The organism is Paenibacillus hodogayensis, assembly GCF_039536325.1.
Classification (GTDB): domain Bacteria; phylum Bacillota; class Bacilli; order Paenibacillales; family NBRC-103111; genus Paenibacillus_AB; species Paenibacillus_AB hodogayensis.
Window position 1 is genome coordinate 358507 of record NZ_BAAAYO010000002.1, and the last position, 24226, is coordinate 382732.

The 24226-nt window shown below is 59.7% G+C and carries 26 protein-coding genes and 2 riboswitches; of the genes, 5 read left to right on the forward strand and 21 right to left on the reverse strand.

What is annotated here, in order from left to right:
- The first annotated feature begins 174 nt into the window (after positions 1-174).
- A complete protein-coding gene (locus tag ABD796_RS07090) occupies positions 175-345 on the forward strand; it encodes a hypothetical protein (RefSeq protein ID WP_344905095.1) in 171 nt (56 codons plus the stop codon).
- On the opposite strand, the gene ABD796_RS07095 is transcribed toward ABD796_RS07090, so the two are convergent.
- The 16 genes from ABD796_RS07095 to ABD796_RS07170 form a co-directional block, all read right to left on the reverse strand.
- A complete protein-coding gene (locus ABD796_RS07095) occupies positions 333-1379 on the reverse strand; it encodes an RluA family pseudouridine synthase (RefSeq protein ID WP_344905098.1) in 1047 nt (348 codons plus the stop codon). The genes ABD796_RS07090 and ABD796_RS07095 overlap by 13 nt on opposite strands.
- Positions 1376-1954: a cob(I)yrinic acid a,c-diamide adenosyltransferase gene (locus ABD796_RS07100; protein WP_344905101.1), complete on the reverse strand. Its 579-nt coding sequence runs from the start codon at positions 1952-1954 to the stop codon at positions 1376-1378. The genes ABD796_RS07095 and ABD796_RS07100 overlap by 4 nt, the downstream gene beginning before the upstream one ends.
- Positions 1951-4743 (reverse strand): cobyric acid synthase, encoded by a 2793-nt coding sequence (locus ABD796_RS07105; RefSeq protein ID WP_344905104.1) that lies wholly within the window; start codon positions 4741-4743, stop codon positions 1951-1953. The genes ABD796_RS07100 and ABD796_RS07105 overlap by 4 nt, the downstream gene beginning before the upstream one ends.
- 17 nt (positions 4744-4760) lie before the next feature.
- Positions 4761-5570, reverse strand: a complete 810-nt coding sequence (gene cobS, locus ABD796_RS07110) for an adenosylcobinamide-GDP ribazoletransferase (RefSeq protein ID WP_344905107.1) — start codon at positions 5568-5570, stop codon at positions 4761-4763.
- Entirely contained in the window at positions 5543-6532 is a 990-nt protein-coding gene (gene cbiB / locus ABD796_RS07115) for an adenosylcobinamide-phosphate synthase CbiB (protein WP_344905110.1), read from the reverse strand. The genes cobS and cbiB overlap by 28 nt, the downstream gene beginning before the upstream one ends.
- 221 nt (positions 6533-6753) lie before the next feature.
- Positions 6754-7335, reverse strand: coding sequence for a bifunctional adenosylcobinamide kinase/adenosylcobinamide-phosphate guanylyltransferase (cobU, locus tag ABD796_RS07120; RefSeq protein ID WP_344905113.1), 582 nt, complete (start codon positions 7333-7335; stop codon positions 6754-6756).
- Positions 7336-7514: 179 nt separating this feature from the next.
- Positions 7515-8573: a nicotinate-nucleotide--dimethylbenzimidazole phosphoribosyltransferase gene (cobT, locus tag ABD796_RS07125; RefSeq protein ID WP_344905115.1), complete on the reverse strand. Its 1059-nt coding sequence runs from the start codon at positions 8571-8573 to the stop codon at positions 7515-7517.
- A 119-nt stretch (positions 8574-8692) separates the two neighbouring features.
- On the reverse strand, positions 8693-9487 hold the full coding sequence (locus tag ABD796_RS07130) for a heme ABC transporter ATP-binding protein (RefSeq protein WP_344905118.1): 795 nt from the start codon (positions 9485-9487) through the stop codon (positions 8693-8695).
- Between the two features lie 6 nt (positions 9488-9493).
- Positions 9494-10534: a FecCD family ABC transporter permease gene (locus tag ABD796_RS07135; RefSeq protein WP_344905121.1), complete on the reverse strand. Its 1041-nt coding sequence runs from the start codon at positions 10532-10534 to the stop codon at positions 9494-9496.
- Positions 10535-11503 carry an ABC transporter substrate-binding protein gene (locus tag ABD796_RS07140; protein WP_344905124.1) on the reverse strand — a complete coding sequence of 323 codons (969 nt, stop codon included), beginning with the start codon at positions 11501-11503 and terminating at the stop codon, positions 10535-10537.
- A 181-nt stretch (positions 11504-11684) separates the two neighbouring features.
- Positions 11685-11892: riboswitch (cobalamin riboswitch) on the reverse strand.
- 380 nt (positions 11893-12272) lie between these two features.
- Positions 12273-12794 (reverse strand): hypothetical protein, encoded by a 522-nt coding sequence (locus ABD796_RS07145; RefSeq protein ID WP_344905127.1) that lies wholly within the window; start codon positions 12792-12794, stop codon positions 12273-12275.
- Between the two features lie 163 nt (positions 12795-12957).
- A complete protein-coding gene (locus tag ABD796_RS07150; protein ID WP_344905130.1) occupies positions 12958-13278 on the reverse strand; it encodes an aspartyl-phosphate phosphatase Spo0E family protein in 321 nt (106 codons plus the stop codon).
- A 93-nt stretch (positions 13279-13371) separates the two neighbouring features.
- Positions 13372-14592: an aminotransferase class I/II-fold pyridoxal phosphate-dependent enzyme gene (locus ABD796_RS07155; RefSeq protein ID WP_344905133.1), complete on the reverse strand. Its 1221-nt coding sequence runs from the start codon at positions 14590-14592 to the stop codon at positions 13372-13374.
- A gap of 17 nt (positions 14593-14609) precedes the next feature.
- Positions 14610-15101 (reverse strand): Lrp/AsnC family transcriptional regulator, encoded by a 492-nt coding sequence (locus tag ABD796_RS07160; RefSeq protein WP_344905135.1) that lies wholly within the window; start codon positions 15099-15101, stop codon positions 14610-14612.
- 219 nt (positions 15102-15320) lie between these two features.
- Positions 15321-15635 carry a hypothetical protein gene (locus tag ABD796_RS07165; RefSeq protein ID WP_344905138.1) on the reverse strand — a complete coding sequence of 105 codons (315 nt, stop codon included), beginning with the start codon at positions 15633-15635 and terminating at the stop codon, positions 15321-15323.
- A 304-nt stretch (positions 15636-15939) separates the two neighbouring features.
- Positions 15940-16794, reverse strand: coding sequence for a GNAT family N-acetyltransferase (locus ABD796_RS07170; protein WP_344905141.1), 855 nt, complete (start codon positions 16792-16794; stop codon positions 15940-15942).
- Between the two features lie 252 nt (positions 16795-17046).
- Positions 17047-17090: riboswitch (PreQ1 riboswitch) on the forward strand.
- A gap of 129 nt (positions 17091-17219) precedes the next feature.
- On the opposite strand from ABD796_RS07170, the gene queC reads away from it, so the two are divergent.
- The 4 genes from queC (at position 17220) to queF (ending at position 19702) form a co-directional block, all read left to right on the forward strand.
- The gene (gene queC / locus ABD796_RS07175) at positions 17220-17894 is read left to right on the forward strand and encodes a 7-cyano-7-deazaguanine synthase QueC (RefSeq protein WP_344905144.1); all 675 of its coding nucleotides are present in this window, start codon (positions 17220-17222) and stop codon (positions 17892-17894) included.
- On the forward strand, positions 17891-18331 hold the full coding sequence (locus ABD796_RS07180) for a 6-pyruvoyl trahydropterin synthase family protein (protein WP_344905148.1): 441 nt from the start codon (positions 17891-17893) through the stop codon (positions 18329-18331). Before queC ends, ABD796_RS07180 begins: the two co-directional genes overlap by 4 nt.
- A 62-nt stretch (positions 18332-18393) precedes the next feature.
- On the forward strand, positions 18394-19128 hold the full coding sequence (queE, locus tag ABD796_RS07185; RefSeq protein WP_344906269.1) for a 7-carboxy-7-deazaguanine synthase QueE: 735 nt from the start codon (positions 18394-18396) through the stop codon (positions 19126-19128).
- Between the two features lie 67 nt (positions 19129-19195).
- Complete coding sequence (gene queF / locus ABD796_RS07190; RefSeq protein WP_344905151.1) at positions 19196-19702, forward strand: preQ(1) synthase; 507 nt, start codon at positions 19196-19198, stop codon at positions 19700-19702.
- Between the two features lie 76 nt (positions 19703-19778).
- Here queF and ABD796_RS07195 read toward each other — a convergent pair whose 3' ends face one another.
- The 5 genes from ABD796_RS07195 to ABD796_RS07215 all read right to left on the reverse strand — a co-directional run bounded on the left by ABD796_RS07195 (position 19779) and on the right by ABD796_RS07215 (position 24215).
- Entirely contained in the window at positions 19779-20219 is a 441-nt protein-coding gene (locus ABD796_RS07195) for an acetyltransferase (RefSeq protein ID WP_344906272.1), read from the reverse strand.
- Positions 20220-20319: 100 nt separating this feature from the next.
- A complete protein-coding gene (locus ABD796_RS07200; protein WP_344905156.1) occupies positions 20320-21114 on the reverse strand; it encodes an S-layer homology domain-containing protein in 795 nt (264 codons plus the stop codon).
- Positions 21115-21276: 162 nt separating this feature from the next.
- Positions 21277-21780, reverse strand: coding sequence for a hypothetical protein (locus ABD796_RS07205; RefSeq protein ID WP_344905159.1), 504 nt, complete (start codon positions 21778-21780; stop codon positions 21277-21279).
- A gap of 124 nt (positions 21781-21904) precedes the next feature.
- Positions 21905-22819 (reverse strand): phosphotransferase family protein, encoded by a 915-nt coding sequence (locus tag ABD796_RS07210; RefSeq protein WP_344905162.1) that lies wholly within the window; start codon positions 22817-22819, stop codon positions 21905-21907.
- 130 nt (positions 22820-22949) lie between these two features.
- Positions 22950-24215, reverse strand: coding sequence for an MFS transporter (locus ABD796_RS07215; protein ID WP_379116342.1), 1266 nt, complete (start codon positions 24213-24215; stop codon positions 22950-22952).
- Between the last annotated feature and the right edge of the window lie 11 nt (positions 24216-24226).

The following is a 24226-nucleotide window of genomic DNA, read 5'->3' on the forward strand; positions in this document are numbered from 1 at the left end:
AACTCGGATATACTTCTTCGAAAGGCTTCGAATCAGAGCTTTTCTTATTATACATGAATTGATCGAACAAAAAAGTGCCGCAATACACAAATTTAAGGAGATTTACGGATAAAAAATAAGGGAACTTGAGACAGTAAACAGAGGACGAACACTGCACCGGGGGAGGAAAGCGACATGACTTTGCGAAAAACGGCGTTCGTGCTGACCGTCGGCTTGCTCGCCGCCGTCATCGCGTCCGGGTGCGGCCCGCAGTCGACTGTCAAGCAGCAACAGTTGAACCAGCGGGACGACACCCAGGGCGGAACCGGCAACAAAACGCACAGCGGCAACCTTCATTCCAAATAAGCGCGCTTCAAACGCCCCAGCAGCAGCTCCATGTCCGCCGGCAAAGGTGCCTCGAACCGGACAGGACGGCGGTCCGCCGGATGGGCAAAAGCCAACTGCGAGGCGTGCAACGCTTGGCGGCCGAGAGACAGCTCTCCGGCCTTTTTGGCGTTCGGTACTTCATCTGCCGCGGCGAAAGCATCGAGGGGTTCGCCCGGCTCGCCGTCGGAGCGGGACCCGCTTGCGAAGCCGTCTTCCGCTCCCGCGGCAAAAGCGGCATCCGCGTCCGGACCGTACATAGAGTCGCCTATGAGCGGATGGCCGATATGCTTCATATGCACGCGAATCTGGTGCGTCCGCCCCGTCTCCAGCCGCAGCCGGACCAGGGAAGCGGACTCGCCGTAGCGCTCGACCGTCTCGAAATGGGTAACCGACCGGTAACCCCCGGGGAGCACGATCCGCACATGCGGCGATTCCGGATTGCGATCGATCGGCGCATCGACGGTTCCGCGCGATTCCTTAAGCGCGCCGTGTACGATCGCCAAGTACGTTTTATCCACCTCGCCGGCTTGCATTTGCTCGGAGATATGCTGATGAGCATACGGGTTTTTAGCGATGGCCAGCACCCCCGACGTCTCCCGGTCCAGCCGGTGCACCGGCCGGAAGCGCACCTTCTCCCCGCGCTCCAGCCAGTGGTGCACGACCGCGTTCGCGAGCGTATTCATATAATGGCCGTGGGTCGGATGGACGATCATCCCCGCCGCCTTGTTGACGATCAGCAGATGGTCGTCCTCATACAGAATGTCCAGCGGAAGCGGCTGCGGCAAAATATCCTCGGACTGCTCCTCCTCCATCCGTACCTCCACGATGTCGCCGGCCTGGACGCGCGTCGACGTGTAGCGCCTTTCGCCGTTTACCGCAATGCCTTCGGGAGTCAGCTTCAGCCGCGACAGCAGCTTGCGGGACAGCTGCATCCGGTCCCGCAGCACCGTCTTGAGCAGCGTTCCGTCCTCCTCCGGCGGCACGACGTACGTGAGCGGCTCGTAATAGCTCATTTAGACTTGCGCCGGAATACGTCGGGGCTCCGGATATATTCCACATCGGACACGCCGTGGCGGTGGTTGGCGGTGCGGGCGACCGTGAAGAACAAATCGGACAGCCGGTTCAGGTAGCGGCGCACCTCTTCGTTGATCTCCGTCTGCTTCGACAGCGTCACGACGCGCCGCTCCGCCCGGCGGCATACGGTCCGGCAGATGTGCAGGCGGGAAGACAGCTCCGAGCCGCCAGGCAGGATGAAGCGGGCGATGTCCGGCGTTTCCGCATCGTATTTATCGATCCACGTCTCCAGCCGGTCTACCAGATCGGCGGTTACCTTGTAAGGACGAAGTTCCGGTTTGAGCAAAGCCAGGTCGGAGCCGCAGTCGAACAGCTCCTGCTGGATCGTCTGCAAGTCGTCGCGCAGGTCGGCGAAACGCTCTTCCGCAGCGTCGATCGCGCTGATCGCCTGGCCGAGGAAGCAGTTCAGCTCGTCGGTCGTGCCGTACGCCTCGACCCGTACGTCATCCTTGTCCACGCGGCCTCCGATTACGCCCGTTTGCCCTTTGTCGCCCGTTCTCGTATAAATTCTCATGCTTCACGTCCCCTTTCGTTCTTCCTATTCATCATCGCATAAATACGATCCATATCCAAATGCCGCCGGACATGATCCGCCAGCCGGTCGAACGCCGCTTCACGCTGACCGAAAAACTTCAGCTCGCCCGCGGACGGCTCCCAGCCCTTGTCAGCTCGAATCTCGTTGATCCACTGCCGCCGCAGCCCGTCATTATGCAGCACGCCGTGCATGTAAGTCCCCCATACTTTGCCGTCCGGCGACAGCGCCCCGTCGGCGTGATATGAACCGGCCTCGTCGGGCGCGTCGTGAATGCGGATCGCAAAGGGCTGACGAACCTCGTCCCCGAAGCGCGTCCGTCCCATGTGAATCTCGTAACCTTCCACGGGGAGCGGCTCTAGGCCGGGCCAGTGCGCCGTTCCGCAGACGCGCTCGGTCCGCTTGTCGGGAGTGAACGTCGTCTCCGCGTCGAACAACCCGATGCCGGACAGCTCCTCGGTATCCGACTCGATCCGCTGCGGGTCAAGCAGCCGACGCCCGAGCATCTGGTAGCCGGCGCAGATGCCCAGCAACCGGCCCCCCGCCTCGACATGACGGCGAATGCGCGTCTCCAAAGCCGTTGCGCGCAAAAACTGCAAATCGTCGATCGTGTTTTTGCTGCCCGGAATAATAACCGCATCCGGCTGCCCCCACTCCGATACGGTAGACACATAGCGGACGTGAACATCCGGCTCCTCGAACAGCGGATCGAAGTCGGTAAAGTTGGACAGCCGCGGCAGCCGCAGGACGGCGATATCGATTTGCCCTTCCCGTTTCGGGCCGGACAGGCGCTTCGCGTCGAGCGAGGCGGAGTCCTCGTCCTCCAGTCCGACGTCCGGCAAGTAAGGAATGACGCCGAGCACCGGCTTCCCGGTGCGACGCTCCAGCCAATCCAGTCCCGGCTGCAGCAGCGTCACATCGCCGCGGAACTTGTTGATGACAAAACCCTGGACCCGATCCTGCTCCTCGGGCGTCAAAATATCCATCGTACCGACAAGCGAGGCGAACACGCCGCCCCGGTCGATGTCCGCGACCAGCAGCACGGGCGCATCGGCCCAGCCCGCCAGCCGCATGTTGACGATGTCCCGGTCCTTCAGATTCACTTCGGCCGGACTACCGGCCCCCTCGATGACGACAGCTTCGTAGCGGGTGCGCAGCCGCTTAAGCGCATCCTTCACGATATGCTCCGCCTCGCCGAGATATTTCTCCCGGTACGTGCGCGCATCGTAGTCGCGCAGCGGCTTGCCGTGCACGACGACCTGGGATACCATATCTTTCTTCGGCTTGAGCAGAATCGGGTTCATATCCGTCGTCGCCGGAACGCGGCAGGCGTCCGCCTGCATGCCCTGCGCCCGGCCGATTTCTTTGCCGTCCGGCGTGACATAGGAATTGAGCGACATGTTCTGCGATTTGAACGGAGCCACCTTCCAGCCGTCCTGCAGCAAAATGCGGCACAGAGCGGTCGTCAGGATGCTTTTGCCCGCATCCGAGGAGGTGCCCTGGAACATGAGCGTCGGGGCCAGCCGCGCGGGTTCGCCGGCAGTATCGGCAACGCTCTTCTCCGCAGCGGCGCCCCTCCCCGTCTCGACCACCGGGACTTCGTCGGCCGCAACAACCGACAGCCCCTGCCTCGCAGCCGTCACAGCGTCCGCAACGGCAGCAGCGCCGCTCGCTTCCATAGCCTCCGCTTCCTGTCCGCCGCCGAGCGTCGCTTGCAAACAGCGCAGTAGCGTCTCGTTCTCTTCCCGAAGCCGCACGGCGACGCGGAAGAAGGAACCGTCCAGCCCCGGAAACAGCGAAGCGTCGCGAATGAGCACGCCCTTCTCGCCCATCCGCTTCTGCAGTTCCTTCACCCCGCATCCTAACCGTTCCGGAATGGAGGCCAAGATGAAGTTGACCTGCCCCGGAAACACGCGCAAGCCCAGCTTCTCCAACCCTTTCGCCAGCTCGGGCCGCTCCTCGGCCAGCCAGCGCCGCGTCCGGTCGGCGTATTCCCGATCCCCCAGGACGGCTTCGCCAATCCATTGCGCCATCGAATTGACGCTCCAAGGCACTTGCAGACGGGCCAGCTTGCGGATTTCGTCCGGATGCGCCACGATGAAGCCGAGCCGGATGCCCGGAACGGCGTAAAATTTCGTCATCGAGCGGATCACGTACAGCCGCTCGGACTGCGCGGCCAGCCGGATCAAGCTGACCGTCTCTTCATCCGGCGCGAAATCGACGAACGCCTCGTCGAGAACAAGCGGGATACGATCCGCGACAATCCGTTTCAGCATTGCCGCGTCGGCCAAACGGCCGGTCGGATTGTTCGGATGGCCGAGCACGAGCAGATCGGCCTGTTCTGCCGCATTCCGCAGCGCTTTTTCATGCAGGATAAAACCGTCCTCGGGCGACAGCGGAATATCGACGATTTCCCCGCCCGTTTTGTGTACAGCCTCCTCGTACTCGGAGAAGGACGGCCGGGCGAGACCAACCTTGCCCGGCGCCAGCGCCCTTACCGACAAGTCGATCAGCTCCGCCGCGCCGTTGCCGACCAGCACGCTCTCCTCCGGGATGCCGTACTTCTCCGCGATCGCCCGGCGCAACCCCCGTACGGCCGGGTCGGGGTAACGGGCAAGCTCCCGCCACCGCTCGGCCAGCAGCCTTCCGATCGCCTCCGGCGGCCCGAACGGGTTCATATTCGAGCTGAAATCGAGAAAGCCCCCCGGCGGTTTGCCGAATACCGCTTCCGCCGTCGTTAAGTCGCCTCCGTGTCCATATCGTTCCAACATTGCGCTTCCTCCCGTCTTTATCGGCTTGCTGCGACAACGGCCGCAAGCAGCGCCGTGCACTCCAGCAGCTCGATCAACGCTCCGTACGTATCGCCCGTCAGTCCGCCCAGCTTGCCTGCCATTGCTCTCGCCAGTCCGTAGCCGACGGCCCCCGTGATGACGGTAAGCCCGAGCGCATATGCCGCGGCTTCCCCCCAGCTTAAGCCGTATGCCGCGAACAGAAGCAGCCCGGCCGCGACGGCCAAAGCCGTCGCTTTCCACGCTTCGGCCCGGGTAACCGCCGCGAACAGGCTGCCGAGTCCTTTCCCTTCTCTGGCATAAGGCCATCCCGCAATCGCCCATACGACAAACGCACGACTCCACAGAGGAGCGGCCATGACGGCTGCGCCATAGGCGGCCGATTGAAGGGGCAGCGACAGGAGCAGCGAACCCTTCAGCAGCATAAGCAGCACGCCGGCGACCACGCCCATCGCTCCGACGCGGCTGTCCTTCATAATTTCCAGCATGCGCTCCCGCGACCGGTGGCTGAGCAGGCCGTCGGCCGTGTCCATCAGACCGTCAAGATGAAGCGCTCCGGTGGCCGCCACCCAAATCCCGAGCACGAGCACCGCCGCCGGCGCGGCGGGAAGCACGAAGCCGAGCAGCCAGCCGGCCAGCGCCAGCAGCCCTCCGATCGCGGCTCCGACGAGCGGGTAATAGACCGCGCTGCGGCGGAACAGATCATCCGTATATTGAAGTTGAATGTTCACCGGAAACCGCGTCAAAAACTGAAACGCCGCAGCGCATGCGCGCCACTCGGTTATCCATGCATGGCGATAATCGCGCATACCAGCCCTCCCGCCGCCAAATAGCTTACTCCGTAACAGATGCGGACCGTCAGCACGATGTCGCCGCGCCCCCGCTCGCGCAGCGGCCAGCCCATCCGCGCTCGGTCGCTGACGACATCTCCGTACCGGTTCACGCCTCCCAGCTCGATGCCGATCGCTCCCGCGGCCGCCGATTCCGGGATGCCGCTGTTCGGGCTCGGATGCAGCGCGGCGAACGTGCGGATCGATTTGAGCGCCCTTGCGGCCGATAGCCCCTTGCCGAAAAAGCTGACGATGACGATCATCAGCCCTGTCAGCCGGGCCGGTATATAGTTCAATACGTCGTCGAACCGCGCCGACGCCCAGCCAAAGTACATATAGTTGGCGTTCTTGTAGCCGACCATCGAATCGAGCGTATTGGCCGCCCGGTACAGCATGGCCAGAGGCGCTCCGCCAAGCAGCGCGAAGACGATGGGAGAGACGAAAGCATCTACCGTATTCTCGGCCACGGTCTCCACCGTCGCGCGCACGATTTCCGGTTCATCGAGCTGCGTCGTATCGCGGCCGACAATGTAGCCGACATATTTGCGCGCATCCGGCAAATTGTTATCCGCAAGCGGGCGGTACACGAGCATCGCCGCGTCCTTCAAGCCTTTGACCGCCAGCGTCGTGGAGATGAACCACGTATTGACCGCATAGCCGAGCCACGGATGAACCCAACTGCATGCAAGCACGATGGCGGTCATGACGGAAAAAGCCGCGCCGACGGTCAGCATGGTCAACGCGACGCCCGTAAGCCGAACCCGGCGCGGCGAGGCCGCTCCCCGCTTCTCTCCGGCACGCAGCAGCCGCTCCAGACGCGCAATGAGCCGTCCGATCCAGATGACGGGATGGGTCGGCCAGCGGGGATCGCCGACCAGCCAGTCGAGCGCAATCGCCGCCAGCGCCATCCACGCCGTTTCTTCCCAACCGAACAGCAGCATGGCCGCTCTCCTTTCCGGCACCTATCTATGTGGAACGAAATCACTTCCTGGAAAAGTGAAATGAAGAAAGGGATCTGCCTTGCAGCTAGTTTTGGCTTTCAACTCCATTCCGCCGAGTCTTTTTTTCAATCAAGGAGTTGAAAACAACATGTCTGAGCAGCAAGGCAGTCCTTTTCGGAATGAAACGGGCTTCCAAAACATTCGTTCCACATAGATACTCTTTATTTCCGCTCTTGCCCGGAGCGCGGGACGGGCCAAAATGCCAGCCGCTTCAATTCGACGGGAATGCCGCTCGTGACGAGGAATACTTCCCCGCACGCTTCGGCGATCCGCTGGTTCATCCGGCCGGACAGATCGCGGTATACCCGGCCCAGCTTGTACTCCGGCACGATGCCGTTGCCCACCTCGTTCGTCACCAGCAGCACCGTTCCTTCGTATTGCCGCACCGCCTCGGCCAGCTCGCCGATCCGCTCGCCGATAAGCTTCTCCATATCAGCATCTTGCTCGTGGCGGAGCACCCAGTTGGACAACCACAGCGTCAGGCAATCGATCAGAACCGCCTGGCCGCTCTCCGGCTTATGCCGCAGTAAAAAACCGGCAACATCGAGCGGCTCCTCCACCGTCTTCCACGGAAAGTCCGATTCGTCCCGGCGCTCCTTGTGCAAAGCCAGCCGCGCCGCCATTTCATCGTCGAACGGCTGCGACGTGGCGATATAGATCCCGGAATCGGCGAGGCTCGCCGCATACCGCTCGGCGAACGAGCTTTTGCCGCTCCGCGCCCCGCCTGTCACCATAATCCGCATCTTGTTATGCCGCCCCTTTCGCGTTCAAAAATATCTCCACGCGCTGTTCGGGCCCACCACCCGCTCCGCTTGGCTTGACGCCAGTTTTTGCTACGCGCGGCGGCATCAACCGCCTCGCTTTCGACGCATTCCGGCTGTCGCCGCCGAGCACGCGGAACGGACGTCCGTTCCGTAAACCGTCATTGCTCGGAGACGCCGGCGCTTTCGAAGGTAGCCATTTCGTTCATCAGCTTCACCGCCGCCTCGACGATCGGGAACGTCAAAACCGCTCCGGTTCCTTCGCCAAGCCGCATATCCATCTGCAAAATCGGCCTCAGCCCGATATGCTCCAGCAGAAGCCGGTGGCCCAACTCCTGCGACAGATGCGACGGCAGCATATATCCCGCCGCCAGCGGCGCGATCCTCGCCGCCGCCAGTGCGGCCACGGACGAAATGAAGCCGTCCACGACGACCGGACAGCGCCGCGCCGCCGCGCCGAGAATGACGCCGACAAGTCCGGCAATCTCGAAGCCGCCGACTTTGGCCAGCACGTCGAGCGGATCGTTCGCGTCTGGACGGTTGACGTCCAGCGCTCGGCGAATGACATCGCGCTTCTTGCTCAGCGCCTCGTCCCCAATCCCGGTGCCGCGGCCGACGACATCGGCCGCCTCCGCCCCGGTCAGCGCCGCCAGCATAGCCGAGCTCGGCGTCGTATTGCCGATGCCCATCTCTCCCGTCGCGAACAGCCGGTAACCGCGCTCCGCCAGCTCATCCGCGATGCGGATGCCGACCTCGATTGCACGAGCGGCTTCGTCGCGAGACATGGCCGGACCGACGGCGATATTGTCCGTGCCCGGCCGGACTTTGCGTACGAGCAACTCCGGATGATTCAGCTCGGCGTTGACCCCGATATCCACGCAAACGACGTCCGCGCCGACATGGCGGGCCAGCACGTTAACCGCCGCTCCCCCGTTCAGAAAATTCAACACCATCTGCGGCGTCACCGCCGCCGGGAAGGCGCTCACGCCTTCCGCGCATACGCCGTGATCTCCCGCCATGACGACGACCGCTTTGTTGGATAAGTCCGGCTTCAGCTCACCGGTTATCCCGGCCAGCTGCCGGGCCAGCTCCTCCAGTCGGCCCAAACTGCCGGGCGGCTTCGTCAGCCGGTCGAGTTTATGCTCCGCCTTCGCCATGGCGGCCTCGTCCAATCCGCCGATGCGCGCAGCCGTCCGCTCCCATAAAGATTCATTTTCCATCCGCTACCCCTCCTGAAGCGATTTTACCGGGAAGTCTCCGCTTCCTGTCTCTCCAGCCCAGTCTGGCGCTCTCTTCCCCGGGAGCTCCGGGGCGGTCCGCCCGTACCGACACGGCCGTCTCAGGAGCCGGCTGCCGGGCTTGCTCCGGGTTGGAGCAGCAGCTGCGGGCAGCCGGTTACCGGATGAGCCGTCACGATCGGCTCGGTCTCGTACACGTCCGCTATAAGTCCCCGCTCCAGCACTTCCCATGGAGTGCCGATCCGCACGAGCCGCCCGCGATGTATCATCAGCAGCCGGTCGCAATATTGCGCCGCCAAGTTCAAATCGTGCAGCACGGCGACCACCGTCAGTCCTTCCTTCTCCTGCCAGCGCCGCACCGTATCCATCATCTGCATCTGGTAGCCGATATCGAGATAGGTGGTCGGCTCATCCAGCAGCAGCAGCCTGGGCTGCTGGGCCATCACTTTGCCGAGCGCTACGCGCTGCCGCTCCCCGCCGCTCAAATGCTCCAGCGAACGGGAGGCGAACGGCGCCAAGCGCAGCTGCTCCATGATGCCTTCGACAAGGGCGGATTGGTCGTCCGGCTCGTCCCCGAGCCAGTTCTGGAACGGGAAGCGCCCCATCTCGACGACCTCGCGCACGGTAAAGCCGACGGGCGGCAGCGCATCCTGCTGCAGCACGGCGAGCCAGCGGGCCAGCTCCTTGCGCGAATACGACTTGACCGGCTTTCCTTCCAGCCGGATTTGTCCCGCATCCGCCTGCTCCACCCCGGATAGCAGCTTGAGCAGCGTCGATTTCCCGCTGCCGTTCGGCCCGATGATGCCGAGCGTTTCGCCCGCGGCCACGGCAAACGACACATCGTCCAGCACATTTTTGCCGTCGAACGATTTCGACAGACCGTTTACCTCGATCATAACCGATCAACCTTTCAACGTCTTCTTTTGTCTGGACAGCAAATAGGCGAAAAACGGAGCGCCCAGAAACGCGGTGACGACGCCCAGCGGAATTTCCGTCGGGCTCAGCACCATGCGGGCGAGCGTGTCGGCCCACAGCACGTAAATGCCGCCGAACAAAAGCGACAGCGGGATAATGAGCCGGTAATCCGGCCCGACCATGAGACGAACCAAATGCGGCGTAATCAAGCCCACGAAGCCGATAACTCCGCATACCGACACGGCGGCGGCAGTCAGAATCGTAGAGACGAGCAGTACGATCCACTTCGTCCGGTCGACCCGGACGCCCAGATGGGCCGCGTGCCGTTCGCCGATCGCAAACAGGTTCAAAGGGCGGCCCATCGGAATCAGAATAACCGCCCCGATAAGCAGATACGGCAGCACGACCGTCGTATACGGCCATCCTCTCAGCGACAGGCTGCCCATCAGCCAGAACAAAATTTCATTGACGATCCGGTCCGAGGCGAGCGCCACCATGAACGAAACGAGCGCGCCGAGAAAAGCCGACACCACCACGCCGGACAGTATAACCGTCTCCGTGCGAAACTTCCCCTGCACGCCGGCCAGCCGAAATACGATCCACAGCGTAAGCAGACCGGTCGCAAAAGCGACGATCGGAATGGTCCATATCCCGAATAACGCATAATGAAGTCCGAATAAAATGAGAAAGGCCGCCCCGACCGAAGCGCCGGACGCTACCCCAAGCGTATACGGATCGGCCAGCGGATTGCGCAGCACGCCCTGAAACCCCGCGCCCGCGACCGACAACGCCGCTCCGACCAATATGCCGAGCACGATGCGCGGCAGCCGTACCTTCATAATAATCTGCTCCGACGATTGGGGCCAGACGGCGGTTACCGAATCCCCGATCCACGGAATTTGCTTGAGCAATATTCCCCATACCTGCAAGACCGGAATATGCGCCGAGCCGAGCGACAAACTGACAACGACGGAAACAAGGAGGAGCAGCATTCCTGCCACTCCCCATGCCAACAGCTTACGCTTCATCTATTTCACCAGCTCCGGGTACAAAGCTTTGGCCATATCGACCAACGCCTTCGTAATGCGCGGGCCCGGGCGCGACATCAGATTATCGTCAAGCCCGACCACCTTGCCGCCCTGTATGGCCGCGATCTTGTCCCAGCCGCTGCGCTCCCGGATCGTCTTTTCCAGATTCGGCACGCCCTTGGCGAAGAAGATGACGTCCGGGTTCGCCTGGATCACCTTCTCCTCGCTGATCTGCTTCCAGCCTTGCAAGTCCGATGCCACGTTGACGCCCCCTGCAATTGCAATCATGTCGTCCAGATACTCGCCTTTGCCCACCGTCCAACCCGGGGAAAATTCGATGTACACTTTCTTTTTCTGCTCCGGCTTCAAGCCCTTCAGCGCATCGACGACTTGCTGCTTTTCCTTCTTCATCTGGCCGGCGACCTGTTCCGCCTGGTCCTGCTTATCCGTGATAACCCCCAGCAGCAGCACCCGGTCTATCGCCTCGTCGATCGTCTTCGGGTTCGTCTGGAACAAATTCAGCTTCAGCTCGTTCAGCTTGGTAACCGAATTTTTATTCAACGACAGCCCGGCGAATACGATATCCGGGTTGGCCGCGATGATCGCCTCCGGATTTCCTTGCAGGTTGCCCATCTTCGGCTTGCTCTTCGCTTCCGCCGGGTAGTCATCCAGATCGGACACGCCGACGATCTTATCGCCCAAGCCGATCGCGAACAACACTTCCGTCTCCGTAGGCGAAAGCGAAACAATTCGCTCCGGCGCCTTGGCGAACGTAAATTCCTTGCCCGAGCTATCCTTTAGCGTCAGCGGATAAGTCGTCTTCTTGCTTGTCGCCTGCGGCGCTTTGCCGGTATCCCCCTGCTGTGCCTGGGCAGGCTCCTTGACCCCGCCGGTCTGCTTGCCTTGACCGCATGCCGCAAGGCTCAGCGCGAGCGCGGATGCCAGCAGCAGCATAGACAGCTTCTTCATAGCGTTTCTCTCCTTCTCTTGCTCCGGACCGTTCCCGGAATGCGGCGATATGAGGTCCTCCGTCAAAAAAGCCCCCATCCTGATCAGGACGGGGGCGCAGCAAATACGGGCAATCGCACGGACAGCACGAAACGGTTTATCGTTCCCGAATAAGCCGGCTCCTTTTCCTCGAAGGAATCCTTAAGCTTTGCCAAAACAGGCAGGTCTCCTGACTCGAGAGGCGCGCTTGAAAGAACAGCGCCGCTTTCCCCGCCTTCCCGCTCCCTTCCGGGAACAGTGGCATACGGGCAAATACCTCGCTTACAGTGGCGGGACCGCGTCGGATTCGCACCGACTTCCCTTTTAACCCGCACGCCGAAAGACGCCGGGCACCTGTTGGCCGATTATGGTCTGGACTGCACCATGCTTGCTTGTGACTGCTATCTGGCTACGGATCGATTATAGGCTATATTGTCTCATCTGACAATAGCTTTCCGGGACCGTCTCACGGCAATCGCATAAGAAAAATCGGCGGCAAAGCGAGGCTGCGGTGACCCTTTGCTCCTCCAATCGCACTTGAAATCGGATTCCCTGTTTGAGTAGTAGCAGGCGGAATCCGATCTCAAAGGCGACCGCTTCGCTTTTGCGGACTCAAAGGCTCCCCTCCGCCTTCTCTGCATAGCCGGACTGTGTCTATTTCGATTGCCCCTGAGACCGTCTCACGGCAATCGCACTAGAAACAAAAACGGCCGCGCCGTCCGGCACGCCCGTTGGCGCTGATCGTATCCGCTTATCGTTCCGCCATCGCTTTCAGCACTTGCTTGGCAGCCTCGCGCTTCCCTTCCTTCAATCGCTGGATAATAAAGCCGTACACTTCTCCGCCTTTGTAACCGGCATCCTTGAGCAGCTTCGAATCTTTGAGCGGCACGCCGACCAGTTGACCGTCGTAGACCCCGTCCGGAAAATCTTCTTTTTTCAACACATCGTCGAGCGGCACGAATCCGCCTTCCTTCTTAAAGCCGTCGAACTGCTCCTTCGGCAGCACATAAACGCTCCAATCGCCCGCCGCCAAATCCACGATCATCTTTTGCATTTCGAAAATCGGGCTGATGCTGACCTCTACGGTCGGCTTCTCTCCGAGCTTGGCCGTCAACGTCTTTACCACCTCGTCCTGCTTGTTGAACGGAGAATTTTGCGGAAACATCATAAAAACCGTCGCGTCCGCCTTCGATCCCCCGCATGCGGTTGCCACCGCCAACAAGAAGGCCATTGCCGCAGCAAGCAGCCCCATTCTGCCCCATAACGCTTTCATCTTCGCTTGTCCCTCCACTTTCAACCTGTACATCTATGATAGCACGCCAAGTTTCGAAACGAAAGTTTGCCGGGCGCCCTACAAGTCTTGCCGCTATCCCGATCCAGGCCGGCTTTTTGTACACTCGGGCAGGCAACAAAGATAAAACAAAAAAAGGACCGGGTTACCCCAGTCCTTGATGCAAAACTCTCATATATTCATAAATTTTAACATCCAGCTTCCGGCTTATATCCATGACGGGCTCCGACGTAAAGGAATGGCATTGCACAAAAGCGTCTTCCATCTGGCGGCGCAAGCTCGTAATTTCGTCTTCCAATGAAGCTGCAGCAACGGCTGAGTCGGATCGGGACTTTCGCAGCGCCGAATAAGGCCATTGCAATGGTTGTCGTGCTATGCTCTCGCACTTGGGGTGCGAACGATTGCCGAATTCGACATCCATGACCATTACATCCGATCCCTTCCTCTCCTCGAACTTGTGTGCCATAAGTCTGCCCGCCCATGCGGTTAGTCCCATTATACCAGAGAGTAAGGAAAAAGTGTAATACATTTACAATTGTCGAACACGGCATTTCCGTCGTCAGCCTTGCGTCTCCAGCTTGCGCAAAAACAGATCGATCCGGTGGATCGCTTCCTGTAGCTGAGCAACGGAGGCCGCGTATGAACAGCGGATATAGCCCTCTCCGCCAAGCCCGAACACATGGCCGGCGACCGTCGCCACCTTGCCTTCCCGCAGCAGACGTTCGCAAAACTCGTCGGAGGAAAGACCCGTCTGCTTGATCGAAGGAAACACGTAGAACGCGCCCTGAGGCTCATGGCATTCCAAGCCGATATCGCGGAATCCTTTGACGACAAGCCGACGCCGCTGGTTGTAGGACTCGACCATCCGGTCCTTCTCATCCATTCCCTTGGTCAGTGCCTCGTGGGCGGCAACCTGACCCATGACGGGAGCGCACATGACGGTATATTGGTGAATTTTCAGCATGGCGGAAATCAGATCGGGATGACCGCAGGCATAGCCCATGCGCCAGCCGGTCATGGCGAACGCTTTGGAGAAGCCGCTTACGAGTATCGTCCGTTCTTTCATACCGGGCAGGGACGCAATCGACACGTGTTTCGTGCCGTAGGTCAGCTCGGCGTAGATTTCGTCAGATATGACGAGCAGATCGTGCTCCACGGCGATCTTCGCAATCGGCAGCAGATCGTCGTAGCTCATAATACCGCCTGTCGGGTTGCTCGGGTAGCACAGGATCAGCACCTTCGAGCGGGGCGTCAGCTTGGCGCGCAGCGCCTCCGGCGTCAGCCGGAAGTTGTCCTTGGCGAACGTCTCGATGCCGACCGCTACGCCGCCAGAGATCGAGGTGATCGGCGCATAAGGAATATAGCAAGGCTCGGGCACGAGCACTTCGTCGCCGGGACAGATGAACGAACGCAGCGCCAGGTCAATCGCCTCGCTGCCGCCAATCGTTACCAGGATCTCGTTTCTCGGCTCGTATTTTACATCAAACTGGGTGTACAAATATTCGGCGATCGCTTCCCGCAGCTCCGGCAGTCCGGCGTTCGGGGTGTAGGTCGTACGTCCCCGCTCCAGCGAAGCGACGGCGGCCTCGCGCACGTGCCACGGGGTGACGAAATCCGGTTCGCCTACGCCGAGCGAGACGATTTCCTTGTTGCCGCTTGCCAAATCGAAATATTTGCGAATGCCGGATGGCGGCATGTCTCGTACGAGCGGGTTCAAATAGCGCGTCATTGAAGTGGAATCGTTGACCGATCCTGTCTGAAGTTGTTCCTGTTTCATCATCCGAATCTTCCTTTTCTTTAGGGAGAAATATGCATCCGGAAATCTTCGACGTGATCTTCGAAGATGATCCCGTCCTGCTTATATTTTTTGAGTATAAAGTGCGTTTTCGTGGAAAGCACGCTCTCGATCGGCGACAACTTGCCGGAGACGAACGAAGCGACTTCCTTGAGGTTTTTGCCTTCGATCTCGACAAGCAGATCGTAAGCGCCAGACATCAAATAGACGGATTTCACTTCGGGGTGGAGATAGATGCGTTCGGCAATCGCGTCAAAGCCGCGGCCGCGCTCGGGCGTAATTTGCACCTCGATCAGCGCGGTCACCTTCTCGTCGTCGACCTTGCTCCAGTTGACGACAGTGGCGTACTTGACGATGATATGGTCCGCCTCCATCTCCTTAATCGCTCGCCGAACCTCGTCGACATCGACGCCAAGCATCGTTGCCACGAGATCCGGGGTCCGACGAGCGTCTTCTTTCAGCAACTCAAGCACTTTCAGCTTCAATTCTTCCATGTCGAGTGTACCTCCTGTAAGGTTCGCGGATAATCCCCATAATCGTTGAAAAAACGTTAAAACCACTATACACCAATTCACGACCGAAGCAAAGCAAAATAACCCCGAAACGTCCGCGGAGCGCTTGCCGGGACGTGCTTTCGGGCGCATGGGCGCTCGATGGCTCCGGGTTTGCTCCACAGGACTTCTCGGGGCGGGTGTGCGTGGGCGCGACCGCTCTCAAGCTTGCTTGACCGGGGTACGGCGGCGGCGGTTCAACAGCCGGAACATCGTTCCCACAATGTCGCGGTGACGGTAATCGGGCATGACCACGATATCGAATCGGCTTTGTCCTTCGTCTTCGGACCGGCCCTCTTCCAGAATGCGTCCGATCCCGACCAGTCTGTCGCGGTCGTAAGCTGATATGACGCGGTATTCCTCCTGCGCTTCGCCGAAAAACCGGCCAGCGTCCCACTGTCCCGTCAATCCGCTTGCTTCTATAAGTGCCGCCACCTTCGCTTTCTCCGGCAGCGTATCGTCAAATGCGATATTCATCGTTCATTCACCTCTCGATTAAATTATACATATCAATGCATATTTATGCAATACTACTATCGAAAAGAACAGTTCCGCCTCATTTTCCGTACGAAAGGGCACCGTCACGTCCGCGCCTCCCTCGGCGCCGCGGATCATTGTCCTTCTATTAGGTAGTTAAGCCATTCTTGGGGTATTTGAATCAGTTTTGTTGTATGCAAAAAAAGTCCCCCGGCAATGGACTCCGCTTTCCGCACATTGGCGCAAAGCGGAACCCATTGCCGGGCAGACCCTTTCTTAACCCGGTACGTCATGCCCGCACCGTTCAGTTGAATCGGTATTGAATCGAATCCTGCACCGGCTTATAACCGATTTTGGCATAAATGCCGTTCGAGATCGGATTCGATAAATCGGTGTAGAGACAGCAAAATTGCCGCCCTTCGTCCAACATCCTCTGGCTGAGCGCCGCTACGCACGAGGTGGCGTATCCTTTGCCGCGCAGCTCGGACGGGGTGTAGACGAGGCTGAGCGCGATGCCGCTGCGCGTCGGGCGCGTTTTTTTGGCCATGCTGACCGCCTTTCCGGCATCCGTCCACAAAAACAAAGTGGAACCGGCAATCGCTTCCCGCGTTCTCGTCTTGGCTTCCTCGGCAGTCATCCGTTCCCCGACCGACTCGGCAAACTCGTGAACCCAGCCGGCGATCAGAGCAGCGTCGTCCTCTCCGGCCAGCTGCAGCCGTCCCGGACTGATCCGCACCGGGTTCACCGCATCTAGCCGGTGAACTCGCTGGTTCATTTTAACAACGGCGGTCTTGCCGGCAGCCTCCGCCCACTCCTCCGCAAACTGACGGGCGACCTCCACCGAACCGACCAGGCCCGGCACGTGCCGGTTCCACCGGACCAGGTGCGATACGGCCACGCGAACCGCTTGCGCCTGCTCCGGCCCGTTCCCGTATACGATCAAATTTATGGCATTCAGCAAAAGGACGAGCACCGGTCGTCCTCGATCGTCGTCCACACTCGCCACAAGAGGAGCGGTAGCGAGCGGACCGCTGTTCTCCTGCCGTGCCAGCGTATCGAGCAGGCCGAGCAGCAAACTGTTGGCCGCCTCGTCGCGTTCCAGCAGGTCGCCCGCTTTGTCGAGCAAGAGCCGGGCGCTGTCATACTGTTTCCATTCCATTGATGAATGTCCCCCTTCGCTATGGGCCTGGCAACGCCGATACACCCGAATCCGATTAGTACGATTTTAGCCTTGCCGGCCTTCCCGGTCAATAGCGCAAAATGTCGATTCCGGCGCCACGCCCGACTCCTTCCGACGAACAGGCCGCCGGCTTTGGACCCTATTCCCTTTGCCGCGCCCCTGTGCTATAGTACGAAGGAAAACTAAAGAAGAAATCCGGAGAGGAACGTCCAGCTATACGGGACGGTACCACCGGGAGAGGTTCGCGAACTCCCTCGATAAAAAACTAAGTGAAAGCGATGACCCCGTTCAGGTATCGTCGTTTTTGCGTTCGGCGCGAAGCGGCAGCACGCTTCGCGCCGATTCTTTAGTGAAGGGTATCTCGAAGGATCTCGTTCTTCTCGATAAGAGAGGGAGATGCGTAAATGAACGATTCGAAAGCCGTCGTCGTCTTCAGCGGCGGGCAAGACAGCACCACGTGCCTGTTCTGGGCGATGGAACGGTACGCCGAAGTGGAGGCCGTGACGTTCGATTACGGCCAGCGGCATAGACGGGAGGTCGAATGTGCCTCCTCGATCGCCCGCGATTTGAAAGTCCCGCACCGTATTATGGACCTCTCGCTGCTCGGGCAGTTGGCGCCCAATGCGCTGACCCGCAGCGATGTAGCCATCGAGGAACGGGAAGGTGCGCCGCCGACCACCTTCGTCGACGGGCGCAACCTGCTGTTCTTGTCGTTCGCCGCCATTATGGCCAAGCAAGCGGGCGCCCGGCATATCGTAACCGGGGTATGCGAAACCGACTTCAGCGGTTACCCGGACTGTCGGGATGTATTCGTCAAATCGCTTAACGTCACGCTCAATCTGGCCATGGACTATCCGTTTGTAATCGAAACGCCGCTGATGTGGCTGAACAAAGCGCAGACGTGGGAGCTGGCCGACCGGCTCGGCGCCTTCGCCTTCGTGCGGGAACGCACGCTGACGTGCTACAACGGCATCGTCGCCGACGGCTGCGGACAATGTCCGGCATGCAAGCTGCGCCGGAAAGGTCTGGACGAATACGTCGCCGCGGCTTTGCCAGGACGGGAGGCCGGACTGCCATGATTCAGCAAATGTATCCCGCGATTGCGCACCGCTTCGTCTACGAGTTGAACAAGGATATGCAGTTCGCCGCGGCCCACTACGTCCCTGCGGAGCAAGCGGGCAAATGCCGGCAGCTGCACGGACATACGTACTTCGCCAATATTACGGTTGCCGGGGACGAGTTGGACGCATCCGGCTTCCTGGTTAATTTCGCCATACTGAAGCAATTGATTCACGATAGATTCGACCATTCGCTGTTAAACGACGACTCCGATCTTTTTGACGACGAACGGCCCGATCGGTTTCCCACGACCGAGGTCGTCGCCCGTACGATTTGCGAGCTGGTTCAGGCACATTTGGACGGGACGGCGAACCGCCCCCGCTGCTTGCAGGTGTATGTGCGCGAGACGCCGACCAGCTATTGCCTATACCGGCCGAAAGACGGCGAAAGCCTGTGAACGGCCGCGGACAAACGAATCTGCCGACCGGCAGTCAATCGGAAGGCGGCGCTGTTGGAACGATGGAAAGCGCGGCAAGGCGAATTCCGGTCATGGAACTGTTCGGTCCGACCGTGCAGGGCGAGGGGATGGTCATCGGGCGCAAAACGATGTTCGTCCGTACCGCCGGCTGCGATTACAGCTGCGCCTGGTGCGATTCGGCGTTTACGTGGGACGGGACCGGCAAGGAAGAGATTCGCCTGATGACGGCGCGGGATATATACGCGGAGTTGAGGGCAATCGGAGGGGACACCTTCGACCATGTGACCGTATCCGGCGGAAACCCCGCGCTGCTGCCTCAGCTGGCGGAGCTTGTCGACCTGCTTCGCGGGCAAGGCGTGACGATCGCGCTGGAAACGCAAGGCAGCCGCTGGCAGGACTGGTTTTGGCAGATCGACGAGCTGACGCTGTCGCCCAAGCCTCCCAGTTCCCGCATGTCGACGGATTGGGTGATTCTCGACTCCATCGTCGGGAACTTATTGGAGCGCAAGCGGCGGTTCAGCCTCAAGATCGTGATTTTCGACGATGCCGACCTGCTCTACGCCGCCGAGGTCCATGAGCGTTATCCGGATGTGCCGTTCTATGTGCAAAGCGGTAACGACCGGCTGCGGGAAACCGACCCGGGACGGCTGCTGCCGTACTTGCTGGACCGGTACCGTTGGCTGGTCGAATGCGTAATCGCTCACGAACGGCTCAAGCGGGCGCATGTGCTGCCACAGCTGCATACTTGGCTGTGGGGCAACAAGAAGGGCGTCTAGCATCCGGAAAAGCCGGGGAACCGATAGACGGTTAAGACCGTTAACCTATGAAGGAGGAATTGCTCTTATGTCGGAAACACTGGGAAGAAGCGGACACGACTTACAAGACATTACATTGCTCGGCAATCAGGGCACCGATTACCGGTTTCAGTATGCGCCGGACATTTTGGAGGCGTTCGACAACAAGCATCCGGAACGGGACTATTTCGTCAAATTCAACTGCCCGGAATTTACGAGCCTTTGCCCGATGACCGGACAGCCGGATTTCGCCACCTTGTACATTTCATATATTCCCGACCGGCGCATGGTCGAAAGCAAATCGCTCAAGCTGTATTTGTTCAGCTTCCGCAATCACGGCGATTTTCACGAAGACTGCATCAACATCATCATGAACGATCTGATCGCGTTGATGGAGCCGCGCTATATCGAGGTATGGGGCAAATTCACCCCGCGGGGCGGCATTTCCATCGATCCTTACTGCAATTGGGGACGGCCGGGCACCAAGTACGGGCAGATGGCCGAGCACCGGCTGCTCAACCACGATCTGTATCCGGAGAAGGTCGATAACCGGTAACCGCACGACAAAAACGGCAGACGGAAGCGTAATACGCCTCCGCGCTGCCGTTTATTCGTTGTGGCGGGCCGGAGCCTCAGGAATCCAGCTTCAGATGAAGCAGCGGAAACGGCTTGCCGGAGCCATCGAGCTCGGACCGCCCTATTTGTTCAAAACCGTATCGCCGGTAAAAGCCGAGGGCGCCTCCGTTTTGTTCGTTGACGTCGACCGTTACCGGCTTGCCCTTCAGGGCGACGACGTGATCGAGCAAGGCTTTTCCCGTCCCTTGTCCGTGACGCTCCGGGTCGACGAACAGCATCTCCACCTTGGCCCCGTCGAGGCCGACAAAGCCGCTCGGCTCCCCGGATTCATCCCGCGCTACCCAAATTTCCACAGAGTTCAGGGCGCCTCCCTGAACGAAGCCGTAATAGTAAGAGATGTCCTCTTCGGTCAAAAAATCATGGGTGCGTATAACCGCCCTGTGCCAAATATCCACCAACCGGTCGTGGTCCGTTTCTGCGTAGGGGCGGATTTCCATCTTGCGCACTTTTAAAGCCTCCTTCAGTCTTGTAGGTTGCGATGAGCTTGCCATGCTCCACAGTCTGCTGCAGCCGCTATCCGGCTGCTGAAAGCTGCGGTCACGGAGTGGTCTCCACCGCTTCGTATGCGCGCTTGACGATGACGATCGCCTGTTCTCTCGTGGCCGAGCCGAGCGGGTCGAACCGACCGTCGCCGACGCCGTTGACAATGCCGGCGGAAGCCGTATAGGTCACCGCTCCGACAGCCCATTCCGCCACATCCTGTGCGTCCGCAAACGGCTCGACCTGGACCGACGACGTCGGAAACCGGCCGGTCAGATGAAACGCCCGTTCGATCATGACGCTCATTTCTTGCCGGGTCACTTTCGCCGACGGAGCGAACGTATCGTCCGAGACGCCCCGAACGACGCTAAGCCCGTATGCCTTCAGCACATCGGAATCGTTCGTATCCTTGAACGGACTCGGAGAGATCGGCTGCGCTTTTTTGCCCGTAATCGCCTCCATCCATTTCACCATCAGTCCGGCGAAATGCTGGCGAGTGATCGGCTCCTGAAAGCTCCCAAGCGCCTTGTCCGTCGTCAGGCCGAGCGCAATCGCCCGCTTGATGTCCGACTTGGCCCAATCGCTCGCCCCCTCCACCGCCGAATCGGGTACATCTCCCGCCTGCGCGGAACCAAGGCTGCCGCTCTTACCGCCCTGCGGTAAGGTTTTGACCAGATCGGGGGTCTTTACCAGATCCGGCGGCAACTGCTTCGACATGTCGGCGGCTCCACCATAAAGGATCGGATCGGCAGCCGCCTCCTTGGCCGACACGCCGGACGGCTGCCCGCACAGCGCCAGCAAAACCATGACGGCTCCCACCGCGCCCGCTCTCCATCTTAAATCTGCAATCATTACTCATCCGCTCCTTTGTAGTGGCCAGCCCGTTCATGTTGCCCATCTCCAAATAGCTATTGTTCCGATATGTATATTGACGCATGCCGATCCATTTTGTTCCACCCTCCTGCTAAAAAAGAAAAGGGCGGCCTGGCGGCCGCACCCTTCCCCTAATTCGTCCTATTTCAGTTCCCGCTTCTTCCCGACGAGCAGCAGCGCCCCCGCCAGCAGCAGCGCAATCGCGATAACCGGCTGACCGGCCAGATGACCGAGCAGCGCCCCGGCCGAGAACACGATGAAGAACAGCAGCGACAGCACGACCAAAATGTTGATCGGAATCAGCAGCCATTTGTTGCGGCTGCCCAGCCAATAAAATTCGAACAGACCGACGGCCGCCGCCATAATAAATCCAGGCCACATGTAGCTCCAGCCGTCGAACAGCATGGCGATCTGGCAAACGATCCCCGCCGTGAGCAATATGCCGCCGGGAATGAGCAGCCCAATTCCTTTGCGACCAACCATGCGGAAATACATCCAATGAAAAAATAATCCTAACGGCATAACGAACAAACTCGGCCAGAAATAGGCGAATATCGTGCCCGGCCCCAAGTTCCCCCCGCGATCCAGAAACAGATAAGCACCAAGCAGCAGCAGAACCGCTCCCATAATGACCCTGACGTTCATCGGTACAACTCCTTCATTCATTCTTTGTTGCTTCCATTTTACCACAAACGAACGAAAGGAATCCTCCTGCTTCGGCGCGAATCTGGAACTGGACCAAGGTCCAGTTTCATCGGTCATCGGTCGTCTAAGGCTTATACCATCCCGGAACGACGCTATCGAAGCCGCGATGATCTTCCAGCACGACCCGGATCCGGTCCAGCATCGAATCCAATTGCTCGGGCACGACCTGGAGCGTCCATGTAATCGTCGGTGGGACGATCATCGCCGTGTACAGAGCGTACAGCTTCCAGAACAGCTCCGGAACCCGTCCTCCGAAATAGCCGTCGATCTGGCCAATCGCGAACGGTACGCTGACGTCTCTGCTGAAATAGGCAATTTTCAAAAAATCGTGATACGGGTCTCCCCAATCGTAACGGTTAAAATCGATCGCCCCGGCATAAGCCTTGTTGCGGACGAGCAGATTGCCCGGATGAAAATCGTCGTGCTGGAACCGGTTCGGACGGCCGTTCATCAGACCCGCATGCTCCTCGATAAAAGAAAGCACCGCCGCCTCTTCGGGAATAGCGACGCCGCAAGAGCGGTATTGCTCCAACTGCCGCTTATGCTTGGCCAGGCGCCGTGTGGACCATTCCTCCAGCCCTCCGGGATGCTCCAGTTCATGCATCCGCCGCAGCTCGCTTCCCGCTGTTTCGCCGATCGCATACTGCTCGTCGGACGTCAGCAGAGGCAACGCTTCCGACGCATCGTCGCCATCTACATAAGTAAGAACCATAAAACATAGGTCGCTTGCCTCGATCGTGCCGAACGCCACCGGCCCGGATGTACGGACACCCGTTTCGTGCACGCGGCGGACGATCTCGAATTCGTTTCGCTTGCGATCAGCATCCTTCAAGGTTGCCGTGCGGAGCACATAGGCGGGCTGACCATTCTGTCCAAGCAGCGCGTATTTGCGGTCGAAGGAAAAACCTTTGCTGATCGGCTGCACGCCGGTCAGCGGTTCCAATCCGGGAATATGCTCGCGTATTGCCGTCAAGTCCATCGCCAGTCGCCTCTTTCGTCGGGAACGTTATTCGCTTATTTTATCACGCCCGTTTTCAGCGAGACAGGGAAAAAACGAATATGTGCATTCCCGGCGGGGGGCTGTCACGTTCGGCTGCTGCAAAGCTCCATTACGTTTGAGGCTGAGAAGCCCGGGAGCCGCCTGCTTTGACGATACGCACCGCCATCAGGGCGGCGAACAGACAGACGAAGCCTGCGGCGACGAACGGCACGGTGTACGAGCCGAGCCAATCCCGCGCGACCCCGGCGCCGTAGGCGGCCGTCGAGGCGCCGAGCTGGTGGGCTACCACGATCCAGCCGAATATCATGCCGGACCGTTCCTTGCCGAATTCCATGGAAGCTAGCTTGACCGTCGGCGGCACGGTGGCGATCCAGTCCAGGCCGTAAAACACCGAGAACGTCATCAGTGCGGCCGGGCTCGAATCGAGCGCATAAGGCAGGAACATCAGCGAAAGCCCGCGCAAGCCGTAATACCAGAACAGCAGCCAGCGGCTGTCGAACCGATCCGACAACCAACCGGACAGCGTCGTTCCGACCAGGTCGAACAGTCCCATCATCGCAAGCAGTCCGGCAGCCGCCACCTCGTTAATGCCGAAATCCCCGCACGCCGGAATCAAGTGGGTGCCGATCAGACCGTTTGTGGAGAAGCCGCAGAAGAAGAACGTACCGGCCAGCAGCCAAAACGTCTTATTGCGAAGCGCCGAGCGCAGCGCCTGCAAGGGCACGAGGAACAGGTTCCCGCGGAACGGTTCCGGCTTGACCAGCTCATTCGTCCCATAGGGGGCCAATCCGGCGTCATATGGATGGCTGCGCATCCAAACGGCTACGATGACCAGCAATACGACGACTACGGCCACGGCTGCGTATATCGCATATTTCCATCCCGCCTCCATAGTAATTTTGGCCAGCAGCGGCAGGAACAGCAGCTGCCCGGTCGCGGCGCTGGCCGTAAGCAAGCCGACGACCAGACCGCGGTGCTTCACGAACCATTGGTTCGTTACCGTAACGCCCAGCACGTTGGCCATCGCTCCGGTTCCAAGACCGGCCACAAGCCCCCATAGCAGCTGGAACTGCCACAAAGCCGTCATGAACGGCGTAATGGACAGACTAACCGCAAGCAGCGCCAAGGAAAATACCATTACGCGGCGAATGCCGTATTTTTGCAAAAAAGCGGCCGAAAACGGTCCTACCAAGCCGTATAAAAAAATGCCCGTCGAAATGACGCCGGAAATGCCGCCCCGGCTCCAGCCGAACTCCTGTTCGAACGGAATCATAAACAAGCTGGGCATGGAGCGGACCCCAGCCGATACAAGCAAAGCGGCAAACGTAATAAGTACGACTATCCAGCCGTAATACATTCTTGACGTTTTCATCATAACTCCATCCG